The sequence below is a fragment of the Hallella seregens ATCC 51272 genome, from assembly GCF_000518545.1.
Classification (GTDB): Bacteria; Bacteroidota; Bacteroidia; order Bacteroidales; family Bacteroidaceae; genus Prevotella; species Prevotella seregens.
Window position 1 is genome coordinate 1 of sequence record NZ_JADU01000031.1, and the last position, 24,433, is coordinate 24,433.

Below are 24,433 nucleotides of genomic sequence, written 5' to 3' on the forward strand. Positions count from 1 at the left end.
CCGACGGCCAGCCCAAGACCATCTGGGTGGGGCAGAACAAGAACGGCTCCCTATTTGTGTACGAGAAAGTAGAGGGGTGAAGTGCATTGGATTCAAAAGACAACGGCAAACAACCATAAACAACGCTGCGCCACGGTCATGTTGTTGTTATCTGTTGTTCCCAGTTGTCTTTGCCAACCCCATCCAATAACGGTTGTATGAACGGACACGCACGGGGTGCCGGCCATCCCTTTACGCAGACAAGGTAACTACAATACACCCCTATATCATGTTTTTATAATATCTCTTTTTGCGCGGGCTGTGTCGTGAGACACGGCCCGCGATTCTTTTAGACAGAACAACAGAATGGACAATATGGCTGCACAGTGGAGTTTTAGGCAGAACAACATAAAGGACATATAGCTGCGCAGTGAAAGGGGCACGCGGATTCCACGCGTGCATGCTATTTTCTCGCAGATTCCATGCGTGGCTTTTTTTCTCACAGATTGCACGGATTTCACAGATGCTGCGCGGTGGGTGTGCGCTCGTCCGCCCCATGCACTAAACGCGATAGAGCAGACCATTCTTCAGGTCCTCCTCGGCGGCTTCCTTGATTTTCACGTGCAGCTTCTTGCCCGTGGCACTGAACAGTATCTGAGACACGAAACAGTAGAAGCGCGGACGCTTGAAGTTGGCCATGTCGGGGCTGGCCTTGCAATAGTCGTCAAGCTCCTCGGGCGTGAGCGAATCGTCGCTGCGTACCACGTAAGCCGTGACCATCTGACCGCGCATCTTGTCGGGCACGGAGGTGACGATGCAGTCCTTCACCTTGGCATGAGTGTTGAGCACGGCCTCGATCTCTGCAGGATAAATGTTCTCGCCCGACGAAATAATCATGTCGTCCTTGCGCCCCACGATGGTGATGAACTGGTGCTCGTCCCAGGTGGCCAGGTCGTTGGTATAAATAAAGTCCTTGTAATACTTCCGGTCCGTCTCCTCCTCGTTGTTCACGTAGGCGTAGGGCGACTTGGCCGGCGAGCAGATAATCACCTCGCCCACCTCCTGGCCGTCGGTGCTTGCCAGGTCGTCGGGCTCGGCCCTATGGTCTTCGTACACCTTGACCACACGCACATCGTCGTCCACACACGAGGCCCCGGCCGTGCCGGCATTGTCGGGAAGGTCGAAAGGTCGCAGAAAAGTGTTCCAGAAAGTCTCCGTGGTGCCGTAGCCGTTGAAGATGTTCAGCGTGAGCACTTGCTGGAAACGGATGCAGGCCGACCGCTCCAGCGGGCTGCCCATGGTCACGATTCCCTTGAGCGTGCTCAGGTCGTAGCCCAGGCGTTCCTGTGCGTCGGCCAGTTCTTCCAGCACGGTGGGCACCCCCACGACGAACGTAATCTTGTACTGTGCGATGTACTTCAGCGTCTTCACAGCATCAAACTTCCTCATGATAATCATCGTGCCGCCGGCGTAGAGCGTGGGGCACGGGCCGGCGCAATGCAGTCCGCCACGGTGAAACCACGGCGTGGTGTTCATCGTCACGTCCTTGTAGCTCATGGGAAAATGTATCATCACGTCGTGGGCCGACAGCACTTCGTTGATGCTCGTCATGGCCACGCCCTTGGGCTGGCCCGTTGTGCCCGAGGTGTAGAGGCGCGTGGTTTCGTCGTAGATGCTGTAGTTGCAGACAGGAGCGGGCTCGCCGTCGGAGGCCCCGGCCACGTAGTCGGCATACGACAGCACCTCGCCGTCGCTCTCTCCATCGGTCACAACGAGCCGCTTGGGCCGAAATCCGGAAAGGGTCAACGCCTCCAGAATATACGCCTTGTGGTCCATGTCGAAGATCAGCACCATGGGCTGCGAGTCGCCAATATGGTGGGCGAGCTCGCCGGGGCTCAGCCTATAGCTCACCGGGCAGCACACGCCGTGGGCCTTGTGGGCGGCCAGATAGGCAAAGACAAACTCGGGGCAGTTGAGCAACTGCACCATCAGCACGTCGCCTTTGCCGAATCCGTCGGCCGCCAGGCGGTTGGTCAGGCGGTTGCACGACTCGTTCAGCGCTCGGTAAGTCCACGCCGTTTCGGTCTCGGGACATATCATGGCGGGCTTGGAGGAGTAGCGTCTCACGTTGCGCATAAAGCCTTCCAGCCACGTGTAGCGGCTCTCGAAAATGGATTTAAAATCTGTCATCATTCTTGTTTTGCACCGTGTAGGGTTCATTTAAACAGCCACAAAAGTACGAATTTTTATCAGAAACGACCGCCGGGGCCGCAAAGAATTGCCCATGCAGCATCTTTTCCCTTTCATTCTCAAAAGACTAATAAACCACGTGTTCCTTGGGAATGGACTGCAGACGCTCTTCGGCGAGGCGTTCTTTCTTGCCGAGAATCAGCTTCATGTACCACGGTTCGGGCAGGTCGATATAGGCCGGCCCGTCAGCATCGACGGCCGGGCTGAGCGTCAGCTCCGCCTCATACGATTCAAACCTGCGGCCGGCAAACCTGCCCTTGGCGGATTCGGCAAGGAGGTAGGCCTTGTAACGGCACACCGACGGATAGCACGACACGCTGTCCACATGGTAGCGCGTCTCCGAGCTGACCAGCCACTCCGAGTACCTCCAGCCTGTCAGCATGCCCACGGCACCGCGGGTAAAGCGGTTCGTGTGGTTGTCCACGTTGTACCGAAGTCCCGTTTCCCGACTTACGGCCAGCACGGCACGCATCGCCGTGTCCACCGTGAGGTAGCCCCTGTCCTCCCGGCCGTATTTGGCGGATTTGAAATAAAGCTGTACGATGTTCCTGTTTCCCGACCGGAATGCGTCGTTCACCCGGAAGACGTGCTGCCTGATGAACCTCGCGTCCAACTCGTCCACAAAGTCGTGATAGACCATCCGTTTCAGATTGGAAAAGTCGCAGCCCGCTGTCACGTCCTTGAAATGGATGTAGCCCCGCCCGGGTTTAATCCGAAAGAGCTGCTTCTCCCGAAAAGACGGAACCCGCATTTTCCCCTTGTTCTCAAACCAATATCCACTGCGGTCGCTCGTGCTGCGGGTGGTATAGTCGTAGTCGTAACAGGCCGCGGCGGCCCTGTACCGCCGCCGCTTCTCGCCGACCAGCCTTTGCAGCCAAGGGCGAATCCACTGCGGTTCCTCGTCCCTGACCACCACCTCGGCCAGCTGGTTCTCCTTGGATGTCAGGAAGATGGTGTCGGGCAAGACGGTGAATGCACAAGACTGGTAACCTACATGGCTCACCCTGAGCCTGTGAAAGTCGAAGTCTATCACAGCCACGCCGTTGCCGTCGCTCGTGGTGCCCCTGAACGTTCCACCCTCTGCCTTGTACACATTGGCGTAGGCCACCGGCACGTTCTGCATCCGGTCGTAGACCAGCACCCGCCTCTGCGCTGCCGCCTGGGCCGCCGGCATCAGCAGCAAGCCCGCCAACAGGCCAGCCATTCCGTTGTGTTTCATCTGTCAAAATGCTGTAAATTCAAGCATGCGCACGGTATCGGGAAACCCACGGCATGCCTCGTTTCCCGGCAAATTTAGGCAAAAAATCTGAGAATGGCCGTATATTTTAACTAACTTTGCAGCCGATGCGGGGATATGTCACCCGCCAGACACGACCATGCCCATCATTCACATCGACTCATTAGACCATCCCGGCGTGCAGCCGTTCAGCAAACTCACCGACCATCAGCTGCGCAACCGGCTGCAACCCGACCGGGGTCTCATCATCGTGGAGAGCCCCAAGGTGATTCGTGTGGCCCTCGGCACCGGGCACGAGCCCGTGGCCCTGCTCTGCGAGGAACGCCACATTGCGGGCGACGCAGCCGACCTGCTGGCCCGCTGCCCCGGCCTGCCGGTCTATACGGGCAGCCGCGAACTGCTGGCCCGGCTCACGGGCTACACCCTCACGCGCGGCGTGCTCTGTGCCATGCGGCGGCCGCAGGAGCGCGAGGCGGCCGAGGTGTGCCGGGGCGGGAAGCGCGTGGTGGTGATCGACGGTGTGGTCGATACCACCAACATCGGGGCCATCTTCCGCTCGGCGGCCGCGCTGGGCATTGACGGCGTGCTGCTCACGCGCGACTCCTGCGACCCCTTCAACCGGCGCGCCGTCAGGGTGTCGATGGGGTCGGTGTTCCTCCTGCCCTGGGCCTGGCTGGACGGGCCGGTGAGTAGCCTCGGCCGGTTGGGCTTCAAGACGGTGGCCATGGCCCTCACGCCCCACTCCATCGCGCTCGACGACGCCCGCCTCAAGGCCGAGCCGCGGCTGGCCATTGTGATGGGCACCGAGGGCGACGGGCTGCCCCACGACACCATTTCGGCCACCGACTATGTGGTGCGCATCCCCATGGCCCACCAAGTGGACTCTCTCAATGTGGCGGCCGCAGCCGCCGTGGCTTTCTGGGAACTGTGCGGGGCGCACGCGGCCGCCCCGCAGCCATAAGGCCGTCGTCGCATTTTCATTACGCCGTAAAGGCGAGGCCGTTACCTCCTGTTTGTAATGCGATTACTCATTACGAGTAATCGCATTACTCGTTGTGGGTAGTCCTGCTGTCTGCCACAGGCAGTTTTTACTTGGGATATTCTGAGTTCTCCTTTCACCTGTATATCCATAGGCTCTCTGTATTTGGCGGCGGCAGTTGATGTCATGAAGTGCAATTCGTAAAAAAGTTTTGTAAAATCGTAAAAAAAGCAAGGGAAATCTTGGTAATGATAAAATAAAATGCTAAATTAGCAGCAGAATGGAAGGAGTGAGATGCTTTTCGTACTGAACATGGTGATATTTCTTGAAGTTATCAACCTGACATGATATTAACAAACCTAATATTTAGCTATTATGAAAAAAAGTCTACAAAGAACAATGCTACTGTTAATGGCAGGCATGGTCTCGTTGACGATGCAGGCCGCAGTATTTACCGGTGTAAGCGTAGACATAACGCTTACGGGCGATGGAGGGCATGAGACCACCAGCAGGGATCTCCCCGCATCAGGCTTTACCGAGGAGATGGGCGATCTCTCGTCAAGCAACGATACCGTGTTTACCGTTAACAGTTTTACGGCAGCGGTAATCGGAGAGGCCGTGGAGGTGGCGATGTTCACCACAATCTATGATGCTTCGGGAGAGCCTGTCTATGACTGGAAAGGCACCTGGGCGGCGAATTTGGGAAACGGGATATGGAAGAGCTCTGTGCCTCTCGATGTGCTCAGCGGGCTGCAGAAAGGAATAACCTATAAGATAGAGATATTCTTTCGTGGGAAGAGTGCCGACGGAAGCTATTTCTACTGGAGCAACGACAGCAAGAATTACATAATCAAGTTTCGCTATGACGATGTGGAGGAAGAGGGAGACGAACAGCCGTTCACATGGTTTGCCGACTCTACCGCTGCCTTTACCGTGTTGGCAAACGGCGTAGAGAAGACGCTTTCGTTCAACGGCGATGGCTCTATCCATTCCGGAACACAGAACTTGGGTATGGTGAACTCGCTTAGTATCCATAGTTGGATGCTCCGCCTTCGCCAGAAGCCCAATAGCAACATGCAGATAACCTCGGCATCTATCCAGAAGGTTGTCATCGTACCGGGCTCTCAGGAACTGGGCTGGGGAGTGTATGGAGACGGCATAGAATATACTTCTGCCTACAATGTTAGTGGTATGCTCGACAAGAAATTCAAGGGAGAGGAGATTGGTGAGGATGTTCTGGGCAGTCTCGAGGACGGAAAGACCTACGGCCTGTACTTTATGTATCAGCTGATAGACGCAGAAGACCATTATTATGGCTTCGGCGCAGGCAATGACCGTCTGGGCTTTATATTTACCAAGGGCGATCCGTCGTCCGGCACAAGCAACATCATCCTTGACGCCTCGCACTTCTCGACGGACTATACCTTTAGTGGAACAGAGACGGATGCCAATGTAAAATATGTGATGAGGCCGCGGAACGGAAATCCGGAGAATGGCTTCATGCTCGACATTTCGCCAGTCGTACAAGGGCAACCGGCAGCATTTGTAACAGCCATGCTGTCAGATATCAACTACTGGGAGCCCGCCTTCCGCCGGCTGGCATCTCCTCTTGCAGGAGAGGATCTTGAGGCAAATGAGAACACCAAGCAGCTCACAGTCAGCAATGTGGGCTTGTTGCCGAACCAGTTTTCAAGCTACGAAGACTTGAAGATTGCCACGCTGAGCTATGATTCTAACTATTCAGGAACCCCCGTTATACCTGAGGGTTGCTTCAGTGGGTGTAATAGTTTGGATGCACTTTATATAGCTTGTAGCAAGATAAGCCTTGGCAGCAACGCACTTAATCCCGAAGCAGACTATGTCGTATTCGTCCCCAGTAGCGAGATGGCCGAAGTCTTTCTGGCTTACAAGAATAATTACGGTTGTGCCTATACGGTGAAAGTAGAGGCTACTCTCGGTATGGGTAATCAGCCTTTCATGCCAAGTGCCGTGCCTGTCAGGCGTTATGACCTTGGCGGTTGCCAATTGCCCTTGCACTCCAAGGCGCATTCCGGCGTGAGCATTGTGAAGATGAGCGACGGCTCTGTCCGGAAGGTAATAGACCGGAAGGCTCGTTAGCAAGTATTTGATTTCCCGTAGATAGACGAACTGGCGGAACACGCGGATAATAATCCGGGCTCCGCCAGTTCGTCCATGGGGACTTGGTTGTCTGCGCGCACTGGGCGCGCAGACATCATTTAGTCTCTATTTCTTCCTTCATGTCTATGAATTCCCGCTTGGAATCGTAGAACTCATACTGAAGGAAAGCCAGTTTCTGAGACGGGACGATGCGTACTCCAAACCCGTATTTGATTTGCCACTTGTTCTTGAGGCTTACCACGCCTTGGTTGATGAAGGCGGCAACATACGGATGTACATGGAGATAGAATTTCTTGACGCCAATCTTATTGACCAGTCGGTCGATCTTTCCCTCTAACAAATCGGTGAACAGGATGCTGGACTTGATCTTGCCAGTACCGTCGCACGACGGGCATGTTTCTTCTACTCTGACAGACATGTTTTCTGAATAAATACGCTTCTGTGCTGTCCAATTGAAAGGACAGCGCGATGATGATTGGAAACGGATAGAGCGGTGCATAACCTCTTAGTTGTTCGTTTGCATAAATATTTTCCTCGCCTGCCTGCCTTTCATCAGGATACAGGTTGGGAGACTTCATCAACGTTTGCAGTCTGTAATTGACTTTCATCCAAGTTACACCGAAGAACTTCACGAGTTCACTCTCCGTCATGGCAATGTCTCCGTTTCCTTTGTGGATGACCTGCATATTGCAGTCCCAATCAAAATAACTGCGATGATTGGTTACGTCTGTTTTTCTTTGGCAGTTATTGCTTGCCTTCATGCCGTTTCCTCCTTTCTGCCATTTGAACTGACAACAAACGGAAGTGTTTTTGTGTTTGTTGCTGCTTCCACATCTGCATTTGTGATATTTTTGTCCTTCGCCCTGTACTTGGCGATAAGTCTGTCCATATCCGCCGAAATCTTCTTGTCCGTTACCTGTGCATATATCTGTGTGCTGGATATTGAGGCGTGTCCCATCATTTTGGCTATGCTCTCAATGGGTATTCCTGCGCTCAGACTCATCGTGCCAAATGTATGCCTTCCAACGTGGTAGGAAAGTCTTTGACGGATACCGCAAGCCTTTCCTACGATGCTCAGCTTGGTATCCATGACACTACGGCTGCAATCACGGTGAAAGACAAGGTGGTCGCCCTTTTCTTTCACCGTCAGATGTTCCTCGCTTCTTTCCTGCTCGTTCCTACAATAGCTGATGATGGCTTCCGCTATGGGATGTAACGGTACTATGAACTCAACCTTGGTCTTCTGACGCTCCTTTCTTATATACCGCTGTCCGTCCGCTGCCGTCTGGATATGCCTGTATTCAAAATTTTCCATATCCGAGATTGCTAATCCTGTGAAGCAGGAAAAGACGAACATCTGTCTTGCCAGCTCTGCTTCCCTGTCGTTCATCCTCATTGCCATAAGTTTCATTACATCGCTCTTTTGCAGAAAGCGTATTTTCTTTTCCGTTTTCTCATACTTGGCATTCTCAAACGGATTGCAGCGGATAATCCGCTTACTGACCGCACGGAACATCAGTCGGCTCAGCCAGCAGAGATTAGTATTGACAGTCGATGCTTTCAGTCCACGCTTTTTGAGGAAGAAGCGGTATTCCTCAAACAAGTCCTCTGTAATTGTTCCGATGGGTATGTCCTGCACTCCTTTGTTTTCGACAAATTCACGGAGATTTCTATCAGAATAGAACAGGTTCAGATAAGTACCCTCTGCCCTTGACTTGCCTACTGACTCTTTGACGGATTGCAGCTCCATCCTGCTCATGGCAAGGAGCGTGGTGGGATTGGTGACAATACCTTGTAAGCGATTCTTGATAAGTTCCACACTTACCACTCCATCCTTTACAAGAATGTCCCGATAGGTATTCTCTATGAATTCCTTGAACTCATGGATTCTTTGATTGGTCTTTCTGTCAGTCGTCAAACCTTGCTTGGTATTCCACTCGGAGGCTTTACACTCTTCTCCTGTGGTAATGGCGGTGTTCTTTCCGTCGATAGTGATACGGCAGAGAATGGCGATATTGCCGTCTGCCTTTGTTTTCTGTCTGTTAATATAGAATAATGTCTTGAATGTACTTCTCATAATTTTCTTGATTGATTTGTCCGTGTTTTAATTTTCTAAACATGCTGTTGAATGAAAGCAAATGGTCAGATAGCCAACTGCATATCTTTGGTAAAAGAAAGGAAACTATCAAACTCCTCAAAGAGTTTTTGGGGTGTAACCTTTGCATAACGCTCGGTCATGCTTACATTGCTATGTCCGAGCATCTTGCTCACCGTTTCAATAGGAACTCCTTGCTCAAGCGTAATGAGCGTGGCAAAGGTGTGTCTTGCCGTATGCGTGGTAAAGGGAAAGGCTATACCCTCTCTAAGGCGCAATACTTTAAGATACGACTGATAGGTGGCATACTTCATCTGTGGCAGCAGTCTTTCCCTTTCTTCGCCTCGATACTTCTCTATTATCCTAATCGCTTCGGGCAACAACTTAATACGGCAAAGTACACCTGTCTTCTTCCTATTGAACTTCATCCAAAGATTTTCCTCATCATCACGGACAAGATGTGTCTTACTTAATCCCATTAAATCACAATAGGCTGCACCTGTATGACAGGCAAAAACAAACAAATCCCTTGCTGTTTCCATTTCTTCCTCCAACTCTCCGAAGTGGGTATTCATTAGTTTGTCAAGTGAACGTCTGTCAAGTGCCTTTGGGAGTTTCTTATCACCTCTTGCTATCTTTACATTAGCAAATAATAAGGTGTCAGCCAATCCTTCACGGTATGCCAACCTGCATACGGTCTTTATTTGGGATGCAACTGCATAGAAACTACTTTCCTGAAACCCTAATTTGTTCAAGTAGTAGTCCCTGAAATCATAAATGAAATTTTCTGTAAGTTGCGAGAAAGACAAATCTTCCACCTTGTACTTGTCTTCGATAAATGTCCGAAGATTATTACGGGTAGTATAGTAATTGGAAATTGTTTCTCTCTTAATGTCAATTCCAATATGTTCTTTCTTCTCCCTGATGAGGATGTCCAATCGTTCGATAAGCATACATCGTGTCTGTACGCTGCCTTGAAACAGTTCCTTTACATCGGTTGCGTCAAATGGGCAACCTTTGGAAAGTAAGGCTTGATAAGTCGACTGAACAGACAACAGCAAACTCTCCAACCTGCCGTTTATCTCTACAGCCTCACGACTCTTGCCGTCCACTCTACTCTCACGGGGATTCCACAACTCTGGATTGCAGGAGAGTTTACAACTGAACTGGGCAACATTCCTTCCAAGTGTGATACGTCCCATAATCGGAGCCTTGCCCGACTTGTCAAGACCGCTCTTTTTGAGGTAGAGCAACACCTTCATTTTCTCTTGTTTCATACGCTTTAATTTTTATGGGCAAAGTTACCCGAATTAAAGCGTTCCTCACTTATGCAGAAAACTGCCGACCATAGCAAAAGCCACACGAGCGAAAATAATTCAGTTACCGAACATTACTCCATCGTTACCTATGACGAAATCGGGTAACGCTCTGGTAACCGAACTTCTGCCTAAATCTGCATATTCCTGCCCTTTTAGAAAAAGGTACTTCTATGCAAATCGTTCCGTTTCTCCCTCATTATCAGTTAGTTTACATCAACTTCGATTTCTCTTCATTTTCGTTGATTAGTTACGGTGCAATCGCATCATGATTACACCGTAACAGCCTCGCCTTTACACCGCCATCGCAGGGCCCTGGAAGTCTCGTCGCGCAGGCTCCTACGAGCCACGCACGGCATGGAGCCGCCGCCTGAAGAACAGGTAATAGAGCCCCCCGGCCACGCTGAGCCCGAAAGGAAAGGCAGACCACACACCCACCAGACCGCCGTGCATGGTGATGCCGAAGAGGTAGCTCAGCGGAATGGACACCACAAAATAGGCTACGAAAGCCACGAGCATCATCGGTTTCACATCCGACAACCCGCGCAGGGCATTGGCAAAAGTGCACTGCAGGCCGTCGCTCAGCTGGTAGACCACGAGCGGAACGATGGTCAGGGTCACGATGTGGGCCACCTCGGCCGAGTCGGTGAAGAGCCATCCCATCTGGTGGCGAAGCAGCCACACGGGCACCGACACCAGGACGGCCACCAATAAAATAAGGTGGAAGCCGGCCCAGGCCGTGGGCGCAATGTGGTCGAAATTGCGCTGGCCGTGGAACAGACTGATGCGGATGGCCACGGCTGCACCGATGGCATAGTAGACCTGATAGAAGAGTTGGCTCACCGAAAGCATCACCTGATGGGCGGCCAGCGACGATGCTCCTATCCACCCCACGATGATGCTGCAGAGCGTCCACGCCCCCGTCTCCATGCCCATCTGGAGCCCCAGCGGCCAGCCCATGCGCTGCAACCGCCCGAAGACCGGCCTACTGCAACGGCTCTGGGCAAAGGCACGGCGCAGCGGCCGGTAGCGGCGGCTGCCGAAAAACACGCCCGCGATGGCCGCCGTCATCATGATTCGGGCCAGCAGCGTGGACAGGCCGGCACCGAGCAGCCCCAGCTCCGGGCACCCCAGATGGCCGTAGATGAGCGCCCAGTTGCCCACGATGTTGAGCAGGTTGCCGCCCAGCAGAATCCACATGGGCGTGCGCGTGTCGGTGGTTCCGTCGGCCGTCTGCTTGAAAACATTGAACCAACACACAAACGGCAGCGACGCTAGGTTGACCAAGAAGTAAGGGCGCATGTGGGGAATGAGTGCCGGCGGCTGGCCCAGCCGGTCGAGAAAGAGGTAGAGCACGGCGTAGGCCGCCACGAGCAGCACGGCCAGCAGCGTGTTGGCCAGCAGCCCGTTCTTCACCACGGCCCCGATATGGGCCGTCTCGCCCCGGCCGTAATGGTTGCCCACGATGGGCGTCATGCCGTAAGAGAAGCCCAGCGCCACCAGGATGCCCAAGGCAAACATGTTGCCCACAAAGGCGGCGGCGGCCAGCTCGGGCGTGGAGTGATGGCCTATCATCATGGTGTCGGCGAAGCTCAAAACCACCGTGCCCACCTGGCCGATGACGATGGGAATGCCGAGCATGACGATGGGCCGGTACTGCGCGCGCAGCACGCGGTGCGCCTGCAGGCTGGCCTGGCCCGTCATCTTCTCACCACCTTTTGTGCGCCCGGTTCCACGGGTCCGGTCACATCGGTCAGGTCATCGCCCGTCACGTCGTCCAGAATCACCATGTGCCGATGGTCGGGGCGCAGCGTCGAGAAGTGCACGTTGCGCACGCTGAGCCCGTCCACGTGGCGCGCAAAGAGGCCGTAGGCCGGCGTGGGCCCGGCCCATCGGGGCTCGGGATAGTTGGTGCCCTGCTCGCGGTAGTCCCTGTCACGCAGACCGGCATTGCCTCCGCCTCGATACTGTATCCGAATGTTCTGCAGCGTGATGTTGCGCAGCGGCTCGCCGGGCATGCCCGTCACGATGATGCCGGCCAGCGAGTCGCAGTCTTGTGCCACGACATTGCTAATCATGATGTCGCCGCCATAGCTGCGCGCGGTCACCTCCTTGGGCCCCCGGTTGCGGCATCCGGTGGTGATGTAGATGGAGTAATGGTGCACGTGATTCATCGAAAGGCCCGTCACAACAACGTTTTCCATGCGCCCCTGGTCCACCTCTTCAAGAGCCAGTCCCGAGGAGTACATGAACGTGCAGTTGGCTATTGTGATGTTGCGGTAGCCGCCATTGCTCTCCGTGCCCAGCTTGATGCGCCCGCACACCCAGTTCACCTGCTCGGGCACGAAAGTGCCGTCGAGGAACGTGCCCACCTTGTAGCCCGTGACCAGACAGTTGTTCACGAGCACGTGCTCGGTGACGACGGGCCGCTTCAGGGCGTAGCTCGACTTGAGCACGATGCCGTCGTCGCTCGGTGTGTTCACCTTGCAGTTGGTCACGGTGAGGTATTTGCAGCAGTCGATGTCTATGCCGTCGCGGTTGGTGTCAATGGTCACATTGTCGATGTGGCCGCGCTCACAGCCCGTGACGATGATGGCAAAGTGGCCGCCGCGGCTGATGGTGACGTCGCGGATGAGAATGTTGCGGCAGAGCTTCAGGGCAATGGCCTTGTCGCCTGTGCCGATGCTTCCGCCCTGCACTTGCCCGGCACGCTCGGTGTCGTGCTTGGTGAGGCCCCGGCCATCTATCATTCCCGGCCCCGTGATGGACACGTTGTGCTGGCCCTCGGCCCATATCAAGCTGTTGTGAAAGTAGGTGTGTCCGCCATCCTGATACTCGGGGAAGTCGAATGGCTCGCTCGCGTCGTAGGCTGTCTTGTCGGACGTGGCCAGGAGCACGGCCCCGGGCTCGAGGTGCAGTTCGACATTGCTTTTGAGGCGGATGGAGCCGGAGAGGTAGGTACCTGCGGGCAGCACCACGCGGCCACCGCCGTGGAACACGGCCGTGTCGATGGCGGCATTGATGGCCCGCGAGTCGAGAACGGCGCCGTTGCCCACGGCTCCAAACTGGCGCACATTGTAGTCGGCCGCCCACAGTCCCGGCGCAAAGCAGAGCATGAGGGCGAGAAGAAAGGACTTGTTCATCGGTAATGGGTTGTTAATTCACCGCAAAGGTAAGAAAAGGTTAAGAAAAAGAGGCGGCACGAATCAAGTTTTCAGCTATTTCCGCCACTTTTTAATGCTTCGGGTGGCGCGGCGGTGTAGCTCCGTCCCGACAGGGCCAACAAGGAGCCAGTCGGGACGAAGCCACACGCGTGCGCTAAACCAGCTTGGCCAGCTGGTGGCCCGCCAGCACGGCAACAAGACCAAGCGCGAGGCTGCCCAGCAGGTAGAAGGCCAGGTAGAAATACTGGCCGTCTTTCACAAGGGCCGTGTGCTCGCTCATGAAAGTGGAGAAAGTGGTGAAGCCGCCGCAGAAGCCCGTGGTGAGCAGCAAACGGGCGGCAGGCGACAAATGGCCGCTGCCCACGGGCAGTCCCGAGAAGAATCCGATGAGCAGACAGCCCAGCACATTGACGGTAAAAGTGCCCAAGGGGAAAGGTGTGGGCACCCATGCTGCAAGTAGCCGGGAGACCAGGAGGCGCATGCCGCCGCCCAAAAAGCTGCCCGTGCCGACCAGAAGAAAATCTTTAAACATAATTTGGTGTGATTAAATACGCACCCCAGGGCAGTCCCGGAGTATCGGGCCGGGGATCAGCCCAGCCGGGTCATGTGGTAGCCCATGCGGTGAAGCTGCATGTAGGCTCCCATGAGGTACATCTGGTGCAGGGCGGCCACAAAGGCATAGAAGGCTTCGGGCGATGCGGGCACGAGCTGGAGATGGTGCAGACGGCCGTAGGTGCGCGAGGCACACTCGGCCACGATATCCTGCAAACGCCCGGCGTCGGGCGTGGAGAGCCGCAGCACGCGTTCGCGGACATAGTCGTCGAGATGGTCGAAGTCCTGCTTGTTGCGAAGATAAACATAGAGATTCTCCACCTTAGCATAACGTTCCCAGTCCTCGTCCCAGTACTTGGCCACGGCCATGCCCACGTACATCACCCAGCCGAGAGCCACGGTTGGATAGGCCTGGAACTCGCGCATGGCATCGGGCAGATAGGCCTCGCCTATCCGGGCCCACTGGCCTTCGATGTCGGGCGCATCGGGCAGCATGTCGTCCACCTCGCCCAACCGAAGCAAATAAGCCTTCAAGTCCGTCTGGAACGAGGACTCGAAGGCTTGTTGTTGTTCTGTTCTGCTTGTCATGCCGGCACTATTTTTTCAGTCGGAGACCGCACTGCATGCCGTCCATGCTGCCTATCAAGGAGGATGCACTCTTGAGCGTGGCGTTGCCGCTGAGTGCTCCAATGGTCTTCATGTAGCCCAGCAGCTTGGTGGTGTTCATCACGATGAGCAGCGAACCGCCCTCCACCTGCGTGGTGCCGACCACCTGTTTCACTTGGCCGCCATAGGCCAGGTTCACCGTGTTGCCGGTCACCGTGTAGGTGCCGCCCAGCTGCTTGCCCAGTCCGCTCTGCGTGAAGGTGCCGTCGTTCTTGAAAGTCATGGTGAACATGCCCGGCTTGATGCCCATAGCGGAGAGCTTGCTCTGGAGTTGTTTTTCGATGACTGCGCCGGCCATCTTGCCGCCGGCATTCTTCAGTGCCGACGATGACGAGAACACGATGGCCGGTTCCTGATAGGTCCATGTGCCTACAAGATCTTTGGCCTTGGCCACTTTGCTGGCCGAGAAAATAGAGGTGAGGCCGGAGAGCATGCCACCGTTCGCACTGCCTGAAGACTTGCTACGGGCAGCCCCGGACACCTGCCCGGCCGCATTTTTGAGCACGCCGCCCAAATCGATTTGAGCTTGAGCCACGACGGGGCCCATGCCGAGGAATGCCGTGAAGAGCATCCTGAATACACTTTTCTTCATTCTTGAATCAATGTTTAAATGCTAAAACGGGTGCAAAGTTACAACTTTTCCTACAATTGAAAGCGGCGGAACCTTTATTTTAGGGTTCCGCCGCTCTTGCTTTTTCTTCGCACCCGCGGTGCAGGAAACGGCTTAGTAGTTCTCGGCAGCAATCTGGAAGAAGCTCTGCGGATGGTTGCAAACGGGGCAAACCTCGGGAGCCGCCTTGCCGACAACGATGTGTCCGCAGTTGCGGCACTGCCAGATGCAGTCTCCGTCGCGCGAGAACACCACCTTGTCCTCTATGTTCTTCAGCAGCTTGCGATACCGCTCTTCGTGACGCTTTTCAATGGCAGCCACCGCGCGGAACTTGGCCGCGATGCCGGCAAAGCCCTCTTCTTTGGCCACGCGGGCCATTTCGGCGTACATGTCGGTCCACTCATAGTTCTCGCCGGCAGCGGCATCTGCCAGGTTCTGCATGGTGCCGGGGACGTCGCCTTCATGGAGGAACTTGAACCAAAGTTTGGCGTGCTCCTTCTCGTTGATCGAGGTCTCGGTGAAGAGTTCGGCTATCTGCTCGTAGCCGTCTTTCTTGGCCTTGGAGGCATAATACTGGTACTTGGTGTGAGCTTGGCTCTCTCCGGCAAAGGCGGCCTGGAGGTTAGCCTCGGTCTTCGTGCCTTTCAGGGCAGCAGCATCAAACTCTTGGAACTTGTCTGCCTTGGCGTGGCAGACGGGGCACTCCTCGGGAGCCTCTGCGCCCTCATGGACGTAACCGCATACGGTGCATATAAATTTCTTCTTCATAATGTGTTTGTATATGTTTGAATCAACGGTGCAAAGATAGGCAATTCAGAAGTAGACTCCAAGCCTTTTTACAATTATTACATCTTGGAAGTTGTGATTTATACAACGAATAAATTAGAAACGGCTTCCCCGGCAACGCCTGAAGTCCCAAGAACCACATATTGGAAAAAAGCAGAGGGCCGGCTGGCCGTATTCGCTCGAAAATGTGTACTTTTGCAGTTGACAAGCCTCAGCAACCATCACAACATTTCATAAGCATCATGAACAAACTCATAGACTGCTTCGTGCCCGTGGGCAACGAAGAAGAAACCGAGCGTAATGTCCAGGCCCTCGACGCCCTCGACATCACCAACGACATCACCATCGTGGAGACTTCCATGACCAGCACCGAGACCTTGCAAGCCATTGCCAGCATGGTCAAGACTCCTTACACCTTATTATATTTAAAGCACCAGTTCATCCGCACAGGCTATCTGGCCTTGGAACGCATGGTGCAGATAGCCGAAGCCACAGGGGCCGGCATGCTCTACGCCGACCATTACAACGTGTCGGCCGACGGGTTGCGCACGGAAGCTCCGGTCATCGACTATCAGCTGGGCAGTCTGCGCAACGACTTCGACTTCGGATCGGTGCTGCTCTTCCGCACCGAAGCCTTCAAGGAGGCCGCCGGCCGCATGAAAGCCGACTACCAGGCCGCCGGCCTCTACGACTTGCGTCTGAAGCTGGCACAGAAGCACGGCATTGAACATATCAACGAATACCTTTACGCTGAAGTAGAACTCGACACCCGCAAGACGGGCGAGAAGCTCTTCGACTACGTGGACCCGCGCAACCGCAAGTCGCAGATAGAGATGGAGGCGGCCTGTACGGAATACCTGAAAGAGGTGGGGGCCTACCTGCCTCCGACGTTCCGAGACGTGGCCCTCACCGAGGGAACGTTTGAGGTGGAGGCCTCCATCATGATACCCGTGCGCAACAGACTGCGTACCATCCGCGATGCCATCGACAGCGCACTAAGCCAGCAAACCACTTTCAAATACAACATATTCGTGGTGGAGAACGGGCCGGAGTGCCACTCCACCGACGGTACCACCGAGGCCGTCGATGCCTACGACGACCCGCGTATCATCCATATCATCCCCAACCGAAACGACATTGGCGTGGGCGGCAGCTGGAACATGGCGGCCCATCACCCGCAGTGCGGCCGGTTTATTGTGCAGCTCGACTCCGACGATGTGTACTCGGGCCCCGACACCCTGCAGAAGATGATCGATGCTTTCTACGCCCAGCAGTGTGCCATGGTCATTGGCACGTACATGCTCACCGACATCAACCTCAACACACTGCCCCCCGGCAAGATTGACCACAAGGAGTGGACACTTGAGAACGGCCGCAACAACGCCCTGCGAATCAACGGGCTGGGCGCGCCGCGCGCTTTCTTCACGCCAGTGCTGCGCCAGGTGAACCTGCCCAATGTGAACTACGGAGAGGACTACGCCCTGGGGCTGGCCATCAGCCGTCACTACCGCATCGGCCGCATCTACGACGTGCTGTACAACTGCCGCCGATGGGACGACAACTCCGATGGCGACCTGAGCCGCGACAAGGAGAACCGTAACAACCTCTACAAAGACCGCATCCGCACCTGGGAACTCAAGGCCAGAATGGGGTTGAAACAGAGGAGCTGACCCCTCGAACCACCTTTTCCTCCAAAAACAAGACCAGGATGAATCACAAACTTTGGTGGTGGATACCAACGCTTTACTTTGCCGAAGGCATCCCCTATTTCATCGTCAACAACATATCGGTGACCATGTTCACCAAGATGGGAGTGCCCAATGGCGACATGGCGCTCTTCACAAGCCTGCTTTATCTGCCGTGGACCATCAAGCCGCTGTGGAGTCCCTTTGTCGACATCGTACGTACCAAGCGCTGGTGGATTCTGGCCATGCAGCTGCTTATCAGTGCTGCTTTCGTGCTGCTCACCCTGAGCATCCCCCACCCCGAGGCGGCCGTCATTGCCGCCAAAGGCACTCCTGTGAGCCTGTTCACCTTTACACTCGTGCTCTTTGTCATCACAGCCTTTGCCTCGGCCACCCACGACATTGCGGCCGACGGCTTCTACATGCTGGCTTCCAGCCAGGAGGAACAGAGCTTCTTCGTGGGGATACGCAGCACGTTCTACCGACTGAGCAGCATCTTCGGGCAAGGCGTGCTGGTCTATGTGGCCGGCATACTTGAGCGGTCGACGGGCAACATTCCGCAAGCCTGGCAAATCACCATGGCCATTACGGCCGTGCTCTTTGCCGCCATCACCGTCTATCACCTCTTCGCCTTGCCGCGGCCCCGGGCCGATACACTGCGTGCGGGCAACAGGACAACAGCCACGGCCCGCGAAATATTCTGTGAGTTTGCCCGCACCTTTTCCACCTATTTCAGCAAGCCGGGCGTGTGGCTGGCCATTGTCTTCATGCTGCTCTACCGGCTACCCGAGGCTTTTCTGCTCAAGATGGTCAATCCTTTCTTGCTCGACCCCACCGCCAAGGGTGGACTGGGACTGGCAACCGACGAGGTGGGCATTGTCTACGGAACCATCGGTGTGCTGGCCCTCACCGTGGGGGGCATCGTGGGAGGCATCGCCGCCTCGCGCTGGGGGCTGCGCAAAGCCCTGTGGCCCATGGCGGCTTGCATGACACTTCCCTGCGCCACCTTCATCTACCTCAGCCTGGCCCAACCCACCAGTCTTGTCGTGATCAGCGTCTGCGTGGCCATCGAACAGTTTGGCTACGGCTTCGGATTTACGGCTTACATGCTCTACATGATGTACTTTGCCGAGGGCGAATTTGTCACCGCCCACTATGCCATCTGCACCGCATTCATGGCCCTGAGCATGATGATTCCCGGCATGTTCGCCGGCTATCTGCAAGAGCTGGTGGGCTATGGCTGGTTCTTCTGGATAGTCATGCTCTGCTGTCTGGCTACCGTGGTGATGACCATTCTGGTGCGACGCGGCATCGACCCGACCTATGGGCGCAAACACGAAGCACAATCTTAAACATCATGAACATGGAATTGAATCATCCCAGAACTCATTATCAGCTCATTGCCGACAGCGGTTCGACCAAGACCGATTGGTGCGTGACGGCCGATGGCCGCCCCATTCAGCAGGTGCGCACCAAGGGACTGAACCCTTTCCAGCTCTCCGAAGAAGAGATGGCCGACGAGATGTGCCGCGCTCTGAGACCTGCCCTGCAGACGGCGGGGGCGGACAACGCGCCCATTGACGTGTACTTCTACGGAGCCGGATGCACTACGGAGAAGCAGCCCATCGTGGAGCGGGCTCTGCGCCGCAGCCTTTCGGGCATCGTTCGCTGCGAGGTAGCATCCGACATGCTGGCGGCCGCACGCAGCATTTGCGGCCACGAGGCGGGCATTGCCTGCATTCTTGGAACGGGAAGCAACTCGTGCGCCTTCGACGGAGAACGCATCACACACAACGTCTCCCCCCTGGGCTTCATCCTCGGCGACGAGGGCAGCGGGGCCGTGCTGGGCCGCACTCTCGTGGGCGACATCCTAAAACGACAGCTGCCCCAGCCCATCATCGACCGGTTTGAACAGCAGTACCGGCTCACCGCGGCCGACATCATCGACCGCGTGTACCGCCAGAAACTGCCCAACCGCTTCCTGGCCAGCTTTGCCCCTTTCCTGGCAGAAAACATCGGTGAGCCTACCATTCACGAGCTGGTGACCGAGGGTCTCCGCCGCTTCCTGCGCCGCAACGTGATGCAGTATGCGGGCTGGCAACAGCTGCCCATCGGTTTCAACGGTTCCATTGCCACCGTTTTCCGCCAGCAATTGCAGGAGGTGGTGGAGGCCGAGGGCATGCACCTGGGCCGCATAATTCAGGCTCCGATGGAGGGTTTAGTGGAGTATCACGCCGCCCGCCAGGCATAACCCGCAGCTCCGCAACATGCTACAGACCGAGCAAGAATCCCGTTACGACCACTTGGAACAGCAGAGCGTGCACGAGCTGCTCGCCCACATCAATGCCGAAGACCAGCTTGTAGCCATGGCCGTGAATCGGGCCCTGCCACAGATTGAGCGGCTGACCACGGCCATCGTGCCACGCATGCGGGCTGGCGGCCGACTGTTCTACGTCGGGGCGGGCACCAGCGGCCGTCTGGGTGTGCTCGATGCCTCGGAGCTGCCTCCCACTTTCGGCGTGCCTGAAACGCTGGTCGTAGGAATCATTGCCGGGGGCGACCGGGCCCTGCGCCACGCCGTGGAGCATGCCGAAGACGACGCCCGCCAAGGATGGCTCGACCTGTCGGCCCATCACCCCACACCGCAAGACACCGTGGTGGGCATCGCTGCCTCGGGCACCACGCCCTATGTGGTGGGTGCGCTCAGTGGCTGCCGCGAGCACGGCATTCCCACCGGATGCATCACCAGCAACCCCGACACGCCACTGGCCCGAGCGGCCGACGTGGCCGTGGAACTGGCCGTGGGCCCCGAGTTTGTCACGGGATCCTCGCGCATGAAATCGGGCACTGCTCAAAAGATGGTGCTCAACATGCTCTCCACCACCCTCATGATACAGCTGGGACGCGTACAAGGAAACCGCATGGTGAACATGCAGCTTGCCAACGACAAACTCATCGAACGCGGCACACGCATGCTGACCGACACGCTCGGCATGGGATACGACGCAGCCCGACGGCTCCTGCTCGCCTGCGGATCGGTGGAAAAGGCACTGGTCCAAGCCCGCAAATCAACCGACGGAAACTTTGGCCATCTGCTGCAAAATACGTAATTTTGCACCACAATCAACCCTTTATAGCAACAGATTAACCAACTATAACGATAAAATGGAGAAACTCATCATCAGCTCCTACGAGGAGTTTGCTTCCCATTTGGGACAGCAACTGGGCGTGTCCGACTGGCTGCCCGTAGACCAGGACCGTATCAACAGCTTTGCCGACGCCACCCTCGACCACCAGTGGATACACGTGGATCAGGAGCGTGCCCGACGCGAAAGCCCCTACAAGAGCACCATTGCCCACGGCTATCTGACGCTCTCTCTCCTGCCACATCTGTGGAATGAGATTATCGAGGTGAAGAATTTGAAGATGATGGTCAACTACGGCATGGACAAAATGCGCTTTGGTATACCCGTGCTCTCGGGCAGCAAGATCCGCCTGGTGGCCAAGCTCGAAAAGATTGAGAACCTGCGCGGCATCTGCAAGACCTACATCAACTTCCGTATTGAGATAGACGGCGAGCGCAAGCCGGCGCTGCAGGGCGAGGCGCAATTCCTCTACTATTTCGAGTAACCCCGCCCGGCGGTGCCTTACCGCCCGGCGGACACACACTGGGTACAGTCCTGCAAGGCCCTGCACCCGAAACATTATGGGGCATGACCCTACAACCTTTCAGGCACGAATACAGCGTGCGGTTGTAGGGACATGCCCCTTGCATGTCCGGGAATCTCTTATGCTTGTTCTGCCGTCTTGGGCTTGTTCTTCGAGCCCGGCTTGCGCCCGCGCTTCTTGGGCTCCTCCATCATCTTGGGATGGAACTCCAGTTGCTGCATCTTGTAGTCGCGCGGCGTGATGCCGTTAATCTTGTAAAACGAGGCGTAGAACGACTGCCGGTTGGAGAATCCCACCATATCCGAGATCTCCTCCATCGTCAAGGCACGGTAGCGCTTGTCCACCAAGAGCGTCATGGCCTCGCGAATACGATGGGAGTTGACAAAGGAAGTGTAGTTCATGTGGAACCGCACATTCACCACAGCCGAGATATATCGGGTGTTGGTGCCCAAGTCTTCGGCCAGCTTCTTGGCCGAATAATTCTTGTCCCTGTACTTTTTCTGGATGATGATAATGTTGTTGATTTTGGACTCAAGCTCATCCATCATCTGCGGGCTGACCAGAGAACGATAGGTGGCCTCCTTTTCCTTGATTTCCGTGATATTGTACTTTGCCATAACTACGCGTTTTGAACCAAAACTTATATTATTGCAAAGATAATAAAGTTAAGTATATTTTCCAATTATTTTAATATTTTTTTACGAAGATATTTATTTCCCGTTGTTTGACCACCATCGCATGTGCAGAGAGCAAGGAACGGATTGGCCAATTCAAATAAAATGCTTAATTTTGCACCTGCAAACCACGAAATATGGATATAGACGCTATCTTCAGAACTTTTTATCGCCCACTTTGCCTCTACGCCATGCACTATCTGGCCGGCAACGTGGAGCTGGCTGAAGACATCGTGCAGGATTGCTACGTCAAGTTGTGGCAGCGCAGGCCCGAGCAGACCCGCAGCTTTCTCTACACGGCCGTGCGCAATGCGTGCATCGACGAGCTGCGGCGACAGAAAGCCGCCCCGCCCAACGTGCGCCCGCAAGACCTCGACGGCTATATCTCTGACGAGGAGGCGCAGCAGCGGTCGGTGCGCGAGGCCGAACTCTGGACGGCCATCGACAGTCTGCCCGAACGCTGCCGGCAAATCTTCCTGATGAGCAAGCGCGACGGCATGAAGTATCGGGAGATTGCCGACGAGCTGGGCCTCTCGGAGAAAACCGTGGAACACCAGGTGAGCAAAGCCCTGAAACGACTCAAGGCACGCCGCGGGGAACTGTTGTTCCTCGCCACGTGCCTTGGGTGAAAGTCCTGCGGGAGCCGGCCGCACGGGCAAGCTCCCGTCAGGCCTTATGACAATGCAGCCTGAATGTCGGCCACGATCTGCTCCTCGGTCAGGTGGTTGTCCACCAACAGTTGGGCCACGTCATAACGGTCGTAGAGCTGTTTTTTCACTCCGAAGCAAAGCACTTTCATGGTTGAAGGGCCGTAGAAACGGGCTATGCGCTCGCCGAAACCGCCGTCGAGCACACCGTCTTCGATAGTGGCCACCACCTCATGGTCGGCCTTGAGTTCCTCAAGCAACGGCTCGTCCGCACCCGACAGGAAGCGCGGGTTGATGAGCGTGGCGTCTATGCCCTGCCCGGCCAACCGGGCCACCACAGCCTCTCCTTTCTGATAGAAGTCGCCGGCGGCAATCACGGCCACGCGCCCTCCACGATGGGTCACCTTGAAGGTGTCGATGGCATCGTAGCTCTCGTCCACGGGCCCTGTGGCGTGTGCAGCCCCGAAAGCTGGCACGCGGATGGCCACCGAATGCTTGTCCTGGGCAATGGCCCAACGCTCCATGGCAATGAGTTCCTCGCAGGTGGTAGGAGCCAGATACACCAGATTGGGGATGTGGCTAATCATGGGAATGTCGAAGAAACAGATGTGCGTGAAGTCGTTCATGCCGTAGATGGACGAGCCCAGCACGTTGAACACAGCCGGGGTTCCATTGACGGCAAGGTCCTGTGAGAGCTGGTCATAGGTACGTTGGAAGAACGTGGCGTAGGTGGAAAACACGGGGTGCGCCCCACGCTTGGCCATGCCCGAAGCCAGGGCCACGGCCTCTTCCTCGGCAATGCCCACGTCGATAAACTGCCGGCCGGCCGCAACGCGCCGCTCTTTGTTGAAACCGATGGCGGCCGGAACCCCCGCAGCGATGCACACCAGTTTGGGGTCGCGCTTCATCTCCTCGAAGAGCCAGTCGCCCAGCAACATGGGCATCGACTCGCCGTCCATGGCTTCGAGCAGCGTCCCGTCCTCAAGATGGAAAGGCATGTGCCAGTGCCAGGCCTCCTTGTTGTCCACGGCAGGCTGGTAGCCGTGCCCTTTCTCGGTGTGGATGTGCACCACCACGGGATGGTCGATGCCCTTTACCTGCCTGAACGCCTCTATCAGACGGGGCACGTTGTTGCCCTCTTCCACATAGACATAATCCAATCCGAAAGCCTTGAAGTAGTTGTTCTCGGCCTTGCCCTGCGTGTCGCGCAGCAGCTTCAGGTTGCGGTAGAGGCCGCCGTGGTTCTCGGCAATGCTCATCTCATTGTCGTTCACCACAATGATGGCATTGGTGCCTATCTCGCTCACGGTGTTGAGACCCTCGAAGGCTTCGCCGCCCGAGAGCGACCCGTCGCCAATGACGGCGATCACGTTTTCCTTGCCGCCCAAAATGTCGCGGCCTTTCATCAGGCCCGACATCAGCGAGACTGAGGTGGACGTGTGGCCTATCTCGAAATTGTCGTAGACGGGACTTTCCAGCGGCGAGGAGTAGCCTGAAATGTGGTCCATGCGGCTGGAATCAAGAAAACCATCCTTTCGACCGGTGAGCATCTTGTGGGGATAGCTCTGGTGGGAAACGTCGAAGACAATGCGGTCTTCGGGCGCGTCGAACACGTAGTGCAGGGCAACGGTGGCCTCGCAGAAGCCCAAGTTGGGGCCTACATGGCCGCCATGCCGACTCACACGGTTGAGCACGCCCTGGCGCACCTCCTCGGCCAGCACGCCAAGCTGGTCTACTGCCATGCCTTTCAAGTCGGCAGGACTGTTGATTTTTTCTATATACATATCTTTATACCTTAATAATATCACCCCTGTGGAATATCAAACTACAAAGTTACAACTTTTTGAGGATGATGCTTGACCTTGCAACCATAAAAATTTGCCTACGCCCATGCAGACCTTATACCAATCCGACACGCTGCGACAACGGCGCGAACGCACGCCGACAACAGCGTAAACGCACTGCGACGACAGCGTAAACGCACT

General features: G+C 55.9%; 21 protein-coding genes and 1 pseudogene. 8 read left to right on the top strand and 14 right to left on the bottom strand.

Annotated elements, in window-relative coordinates; translation table 11 throughout:
• Positions 1-540 precede the first annotated feature (540 nt).
• Positions 541-2,172, bottom strand: a complete 1,632-nt coding sequence (locus L888_RS0109580; RefSeq protein WP_027952727.1) for a class I adenylate-forming enzyme family protein — start codon at positions 2,170-2,172, stop codon at positions 541-543.
• A 124-nt stretch (positions 2,173-2,296) separates the two neighbouring features.
• Positions 2,297-3,448 (bottom strand): peptidase associated/transthyretin-like domain-containing protein, encoded by a 1,152-nt coding sequence (locus L888_RS0109585; protein ID WP_052323299.1) that lies wholly within the window; start codon positions 3,446-3,448, stop codon positions 2,297-2,299.
• Between the two features lie 157 nt (positions 3,449-3,605).
• Here L888_RS0109585 and L888_RS0109590 point away from each other — a divergent pair, with 157 nt between their 5' ends.
• Positions 3,606-4,427: a TrmH family RNA methyltransferase gene (locus L888_RS0109590; protein ID WP_027952729.1), complete on the top strand. Its 822-nt coding sequence runs from the start codon at positions 3,606-3,608 to the stop codon at positions 4,425-4,427.
• Positions 4,428-4,844: 417 nt separating this feature from the next.
• Positions 4,845-6,563: a hypothetical protein gene (locus L888_RS0109595; protein WP_027952730.1), complete on the top strand. Its 1,719-nt coding sequence runs from the start codon at positions 4,845-4,847 to the stop codon at positions 6,561-6,563.
• A 115-nt stretch (positions 6,564-6,678) separates the two neighbouring features.
• On the opposite strand, the pseudogene L888_RS0109600 reads toward L888_RS0109595, so the two are convergent.
• The 10 genes and pseudogenes from L888_RS0109600 to rbr all read right to left on the bottom strand — a co-directional run.
• Positions 6,679-7,002 (bottom strand): annotated as a pseudogene (locus tag L888_RS0109600) (ribonuclease E/G); the annotation flags it as partial.
• Entirely contained in the window at positions 6,890-7,345 is a 456-nt protein-coding gene (locus tag L888_RS14910) for a hypothetical protein (protein WP_245594860.1), read from the bottom strand. The pseudogene L888_RS0109600 and the gene L888_RS14910, both read right to left, overlap by 113 nt.
• Complete coding sequence (locus L888_RS0109605) at positions 7,342-8,661, bottom strand: site-specific integrase (protein WP_027952732.1); 1,320 nt, start codon at positions 8,659-8,661, stop codon at positions 7,342-7,344. The genes L888_RS14910 and L888_RS0109605 overlap by 4 nt, the downstream gene beginning before the upstream one ends.
• Before the next feature lie 65 nt (positions 8,662-8,726).
• Entirely contained in the window at positions 8,727-9,956 is a 1,230-nt protein-coding gene (locus tag L888_RS0109610) for a site-specific integrase (protein ID WP_027952733.1), read from the bottom strand.
• A gap of 378 nt (positions 9,957-10,334) precedes the next feature.
• Complete coding sequence (locus L888_RS0109615; RefSeq protein WP_044249083.1) at positions 10,335-11,699, bottom strand: MATE family efflux transporter; 1,365 nt, start codon at positions 11,697-11,699, stop codon at positions 10,335-10,337.
• Complete coding sequence (locus tag L888_RS0109620) at positions 11,696-13,138, bottom strand: rhamnogalacturonidase (protein WP_027952735.1); 1,443 nt, start codon at positions 13,136-13,138, stop codon at positions 11,696-11,698. Before L888_RS0109620 ends, L888_RS0109615 begins: the two co-directional genes overlap by 4 nt.
• 175 nt (positions 13,139-13,313) lie before the next feature.
• Positions 13,314-13,691, bottom strand: coding sequence for a fluoride efflux transporter CrcB (crcB, locus tag L888_RS0109625; protein ID WP_027952736.1), 378 nt, complete (start codon positions 13,689-13,691; stop codon positions 13,314-13,316).
• A gap of 56 nt (positions 13,692-13,747) precedes the next feature.
• Entirely contained in the window at positions 13,748-14,299 is a 552-nt protein-coding gene (locus L888_RS0109630) for a hypothetical protein (RefSeq protein WP_027952737.1), read from the bottom strand.
• A gap of 7 nt (positions 14,300-14,306) precedes the next feature.
• Entirely contained in the window at positions 14,307-14,969 is a 663-nt protein-coding gene (locus tag L888_RS0109635) for a lipocalin-like domain-containing protein (RefSeq protein ID WP_245594861.1), read from the bottom strand.
• 132 nt (positions 14,970-15,101) lie between these two features.
• On the bottom strand, positions 15,102-15,755 hold the full coding sequence (rbr, locus tag L888_RS0109640; protein WP_005843208.1) for a rubrerythrin: 654 nt from the start codon (positions 15,753-15,755) through the stop codon (positions 15,102-15,104).
• Between the two features lie 260 nt (positions 15,756-16,015).
• On the opposite strand from rbr, the gene L888_RS0109645 reads away from it, so the two are divergent.
• From L888_RS0109645 to L888_RS0109665, 5 genes are read left to right on the top strand one after another with little or no spacing between them, the layout of a single operon-like run.
• Entirely contained in the window at positions 16,016-17,443 is a 1,428-nt protein-coding gene (locus L888_RS0109645; protein ID WP_027952739.1) for a glycosyltransferase family 2 protein, read from the top strand.
• Between the two features lie 38 nt (positions 17,444-17,481).
• Positions 17,482-18,810 (top strand): MFS transporter, encoded by a 1,329-nt coding sequence (locus L888_RS0109650; protein WP_027952740.1) that lies wholly within the window; start codon positions 17,482-17,484, stop codon positions 18,808-18,810.
• Between the two features lie 5 nt (positions 18,811-18,815).
• The gene (locus tag L888_RS0109655) at positions 18,816-19,709 is read left to right on the top strand and encodes a BadF/BadG/BcrA/BcrD ATPase family protein (protein ID WP_211234604.1); all 894 of its coding nucleotides are present in this window, start codon (positions 18,816-18,818) and stop codon (positions 19,707-19,709) included.
• A 16-nt stretch (positions 19,710-19,725) separates the two neighbouring features.
• Positions 19,726-20,568, top strand: coding sequence for an N-acetylmuramic acid 6-phosphate etherase (gene murQ, locus L888_RS0109660; RefSeq protein ID WP_027952742.1), 843 nt, complete (start codon positions 19,726-19,728; stop codon positions 20,566-20,568).
• 55 nt (positions 20,569-20,623) lie between these two features.
• On the top strand, positions 20,624-21,088 hold the full coding sequence (locus L888_RS0109665) for a MaoC family dehydratase (protein ID WP_027952743.1): 465 nt from the start codon (positions 20,624-20,626) through the stop codon (positions 21,086-21,088).
• A gap of 158 nt (positions 21,089-21,246) precedes the next feature.
• On the opposite strand, the gene L888_RS0109670 is transcribed toward L888_RS0109665, so the two are convergent.
• Positions 21,247-21,744: a helix-turn-helix domain-containing protein gene (locus L888_RS0109670; RefSeq protein WP_005843199.1), complete on the bottom strand. Its 498-nt coding sequence runs from the start codon at positions 21,742-21,744 to the stop codon at positions 21,247-21,249.
• A 194-nt stretch (positions 21,745-21,938) separates the two neighbouring features.
• On the opposite strand from L888_RS0109670, the gene L888_RS0109675 reads away from it, so the two are divergent.
• On the top strand, positions 21,939-22,430 hold the full coding sequence (locus tag L888_RS0109675; protein WP_027952744.1) for an RNA polymerase sigma-70 factor: 492 nt from the start codon (positions 21,939-21,941) through the stop codon (positions 22,428-22,430).
• Between the two features lie 44 nt (positions 22,431-22,474).
• On the opposite strand, the gene L888_RS0109680 is transcribed toward L888_RS0109675, so the two are convergent.
• Positions 22,475-24,232 carry a 1-deoxy-D-xylulose-5-phosphate synthase gene (locus L888_RS0109680; protein WP_027952745.1) on the bottom strand — a complete coding sequence of 586 codons (1,758 nt, stop codon included), beginning with the start codon at positions 24,230-24,232 and terminating at the stop codon, positions 22,475-22,477.
• Positions 24,233-24,433 lie beyond the last annotated feature (201 nt).

Excerpts from the sequence above, each read along its gene's own strand:
- L888_RS0109620 (WP_027952735.1), bottom strand. The coding sequence starts at position 13,138 with ATGAACAAGTCCTTTCTTCTCGCCCTCATGCTCTGCTTTGCGCCGGGA.
- L888_RS0109585 (WP_052323299.1), bottom strand. The coding sequence starts at position 3,448 with ATGAAACACAACGGAATGGCTGGCCTGTTGGCGGGCTTGCTGCTGATG.
- L888_RS0109605 (WP_027952732.1), bottom strand. The coding sequence starts at position 8,661 with ATGAGAAGTACATTCAAGACATTATTCTATATTAACAGACAGAAAACA.
- murQ (WP_027952742.1), top strand. The coding sequence starts at position 19,726 with ATGCTACAGACCGAGCAAGAATCCCGTTACGACCACTTGGAACAGCAG.
- L888_RS14910 (WP_245594860.1), bottom strand. The coding sequence starts at position 7,345 with ATGAAGGCAAGCAATAACTGCCAAAGAAAAACAGACGTAACCAATCAT.
- crcB (WP_027952736.1), bottom strand. The coding sequence starts at position 13,691 with ATGTTTAAAGATTTTCTTCTGGTCGGCACGGGCAGCTTTTTGGGCGGC.
- L888_RS0109650 (WP_027952740.1), top strand. The coding sequence starts at position 17,482 with ATGAATCACAAACTTTGGTGGTGGATACCAACGCTTTACTTTGCCGAA.
- L888_RS0109610 (WP_027952733.1), bottom strand. The coding sequence starts at position 9,956 with ATGAAACAAGAGAAAATGAAGGTGTTGCTCTACCTCAAAAAGAGCGGT.
- L888_RS0109675 (WP_027952744.1), top strand. The coding sequence starts at position 21,939 with ATGGATATAGACGCTATCTTCAGAACTTTTTATCGCCCACTTTGCCTC.
- rbr (WP_005843208.1), bottom strand. The coding sequence starts at position 15,755 with ATGAAGAAGAAATTTATATGCACCGTATGCGGTTACGTCCATGAGGGC.
- L888_RS0109645 (WP_027952739.1), top strand. The coding sequence starts at position 16,016 with ATGAACAAACTCATAGACTGCTTCGTGCCCGTGGGCAACGAAGAAGAA.
- L888_RS0109680 (WP_027952745.1), bottom strand. The coding sequence starts at position 24,232 with ATGTATATAGAAAAAATCAACAGTCCTGCCGACTTGAAAGGCATGGCA.
- L888_RS0109655 (WP_211234604.1), top strand. The coding sequence starts at position 18,816 with ATGAACATGGAATTGAATCATCCCAGAACTCATTATCAGCTCATTGCC.
- L888_RS0109590 (WP_027952729.1), top strand. The coding sequence starts at position 3,606 with ATGCCCATCATTCACATCGACTCATTAGACCATCCCGGCGTGCAGCCG.
- L888_RS0109670 (WP_005843199.1), bottom strand. The coding sequence starts at position 21,744 with ATGGCAAAGTACAATATCACGGAAATCAAGGAAAAGGAGGCCACCTAT.
- L888_RS0109595 (WP_027952730.1), top strand. The coding sequence starts at position 4,845 with ATGCTACTGTTAATGGCAGGCATGGTCTCGTTGACGATGCAGGCCGCA.
- L888_RS0109630 (WP_027952737.1), bottom strand. The coding sequence starts at position 14,299 with ATGACAAGCAGAACAGAACAACAACAAGCCTTCGAGTCCTCGTTCCAG.
- L888_RS0109665 (WP_027952743.1), top strand. The coding sequence starts at position 20,624 with ATGGAGAAACTCATCATCAGCTCCTACGAGGAGTTTGCTTCCCATTTG.
- L888_RS0109615 (WP_044249083.1), bottom strand. The coding sequence starts at position 11,699 with ATGACGGGCCAGGCCAGCCTGCAGGCGCACCGCGTGCTGCGCGCGCAG.
- L888_RS0109635 (WP_245594861.1), bottom strand. The coding sequence starts at position 14,969 with ATGAAGAAAAGTGTATTCAGGATGCTCTTCACGGCATTCCTCGGCATG.
- L888_RS0109580 (WP_027952727.1), bottom strand. The coding sequence starts at position 2,172 with ATGATGACAGATTTTAAATCCATTTTCGAGAGCCGCTACACGTGGCTG.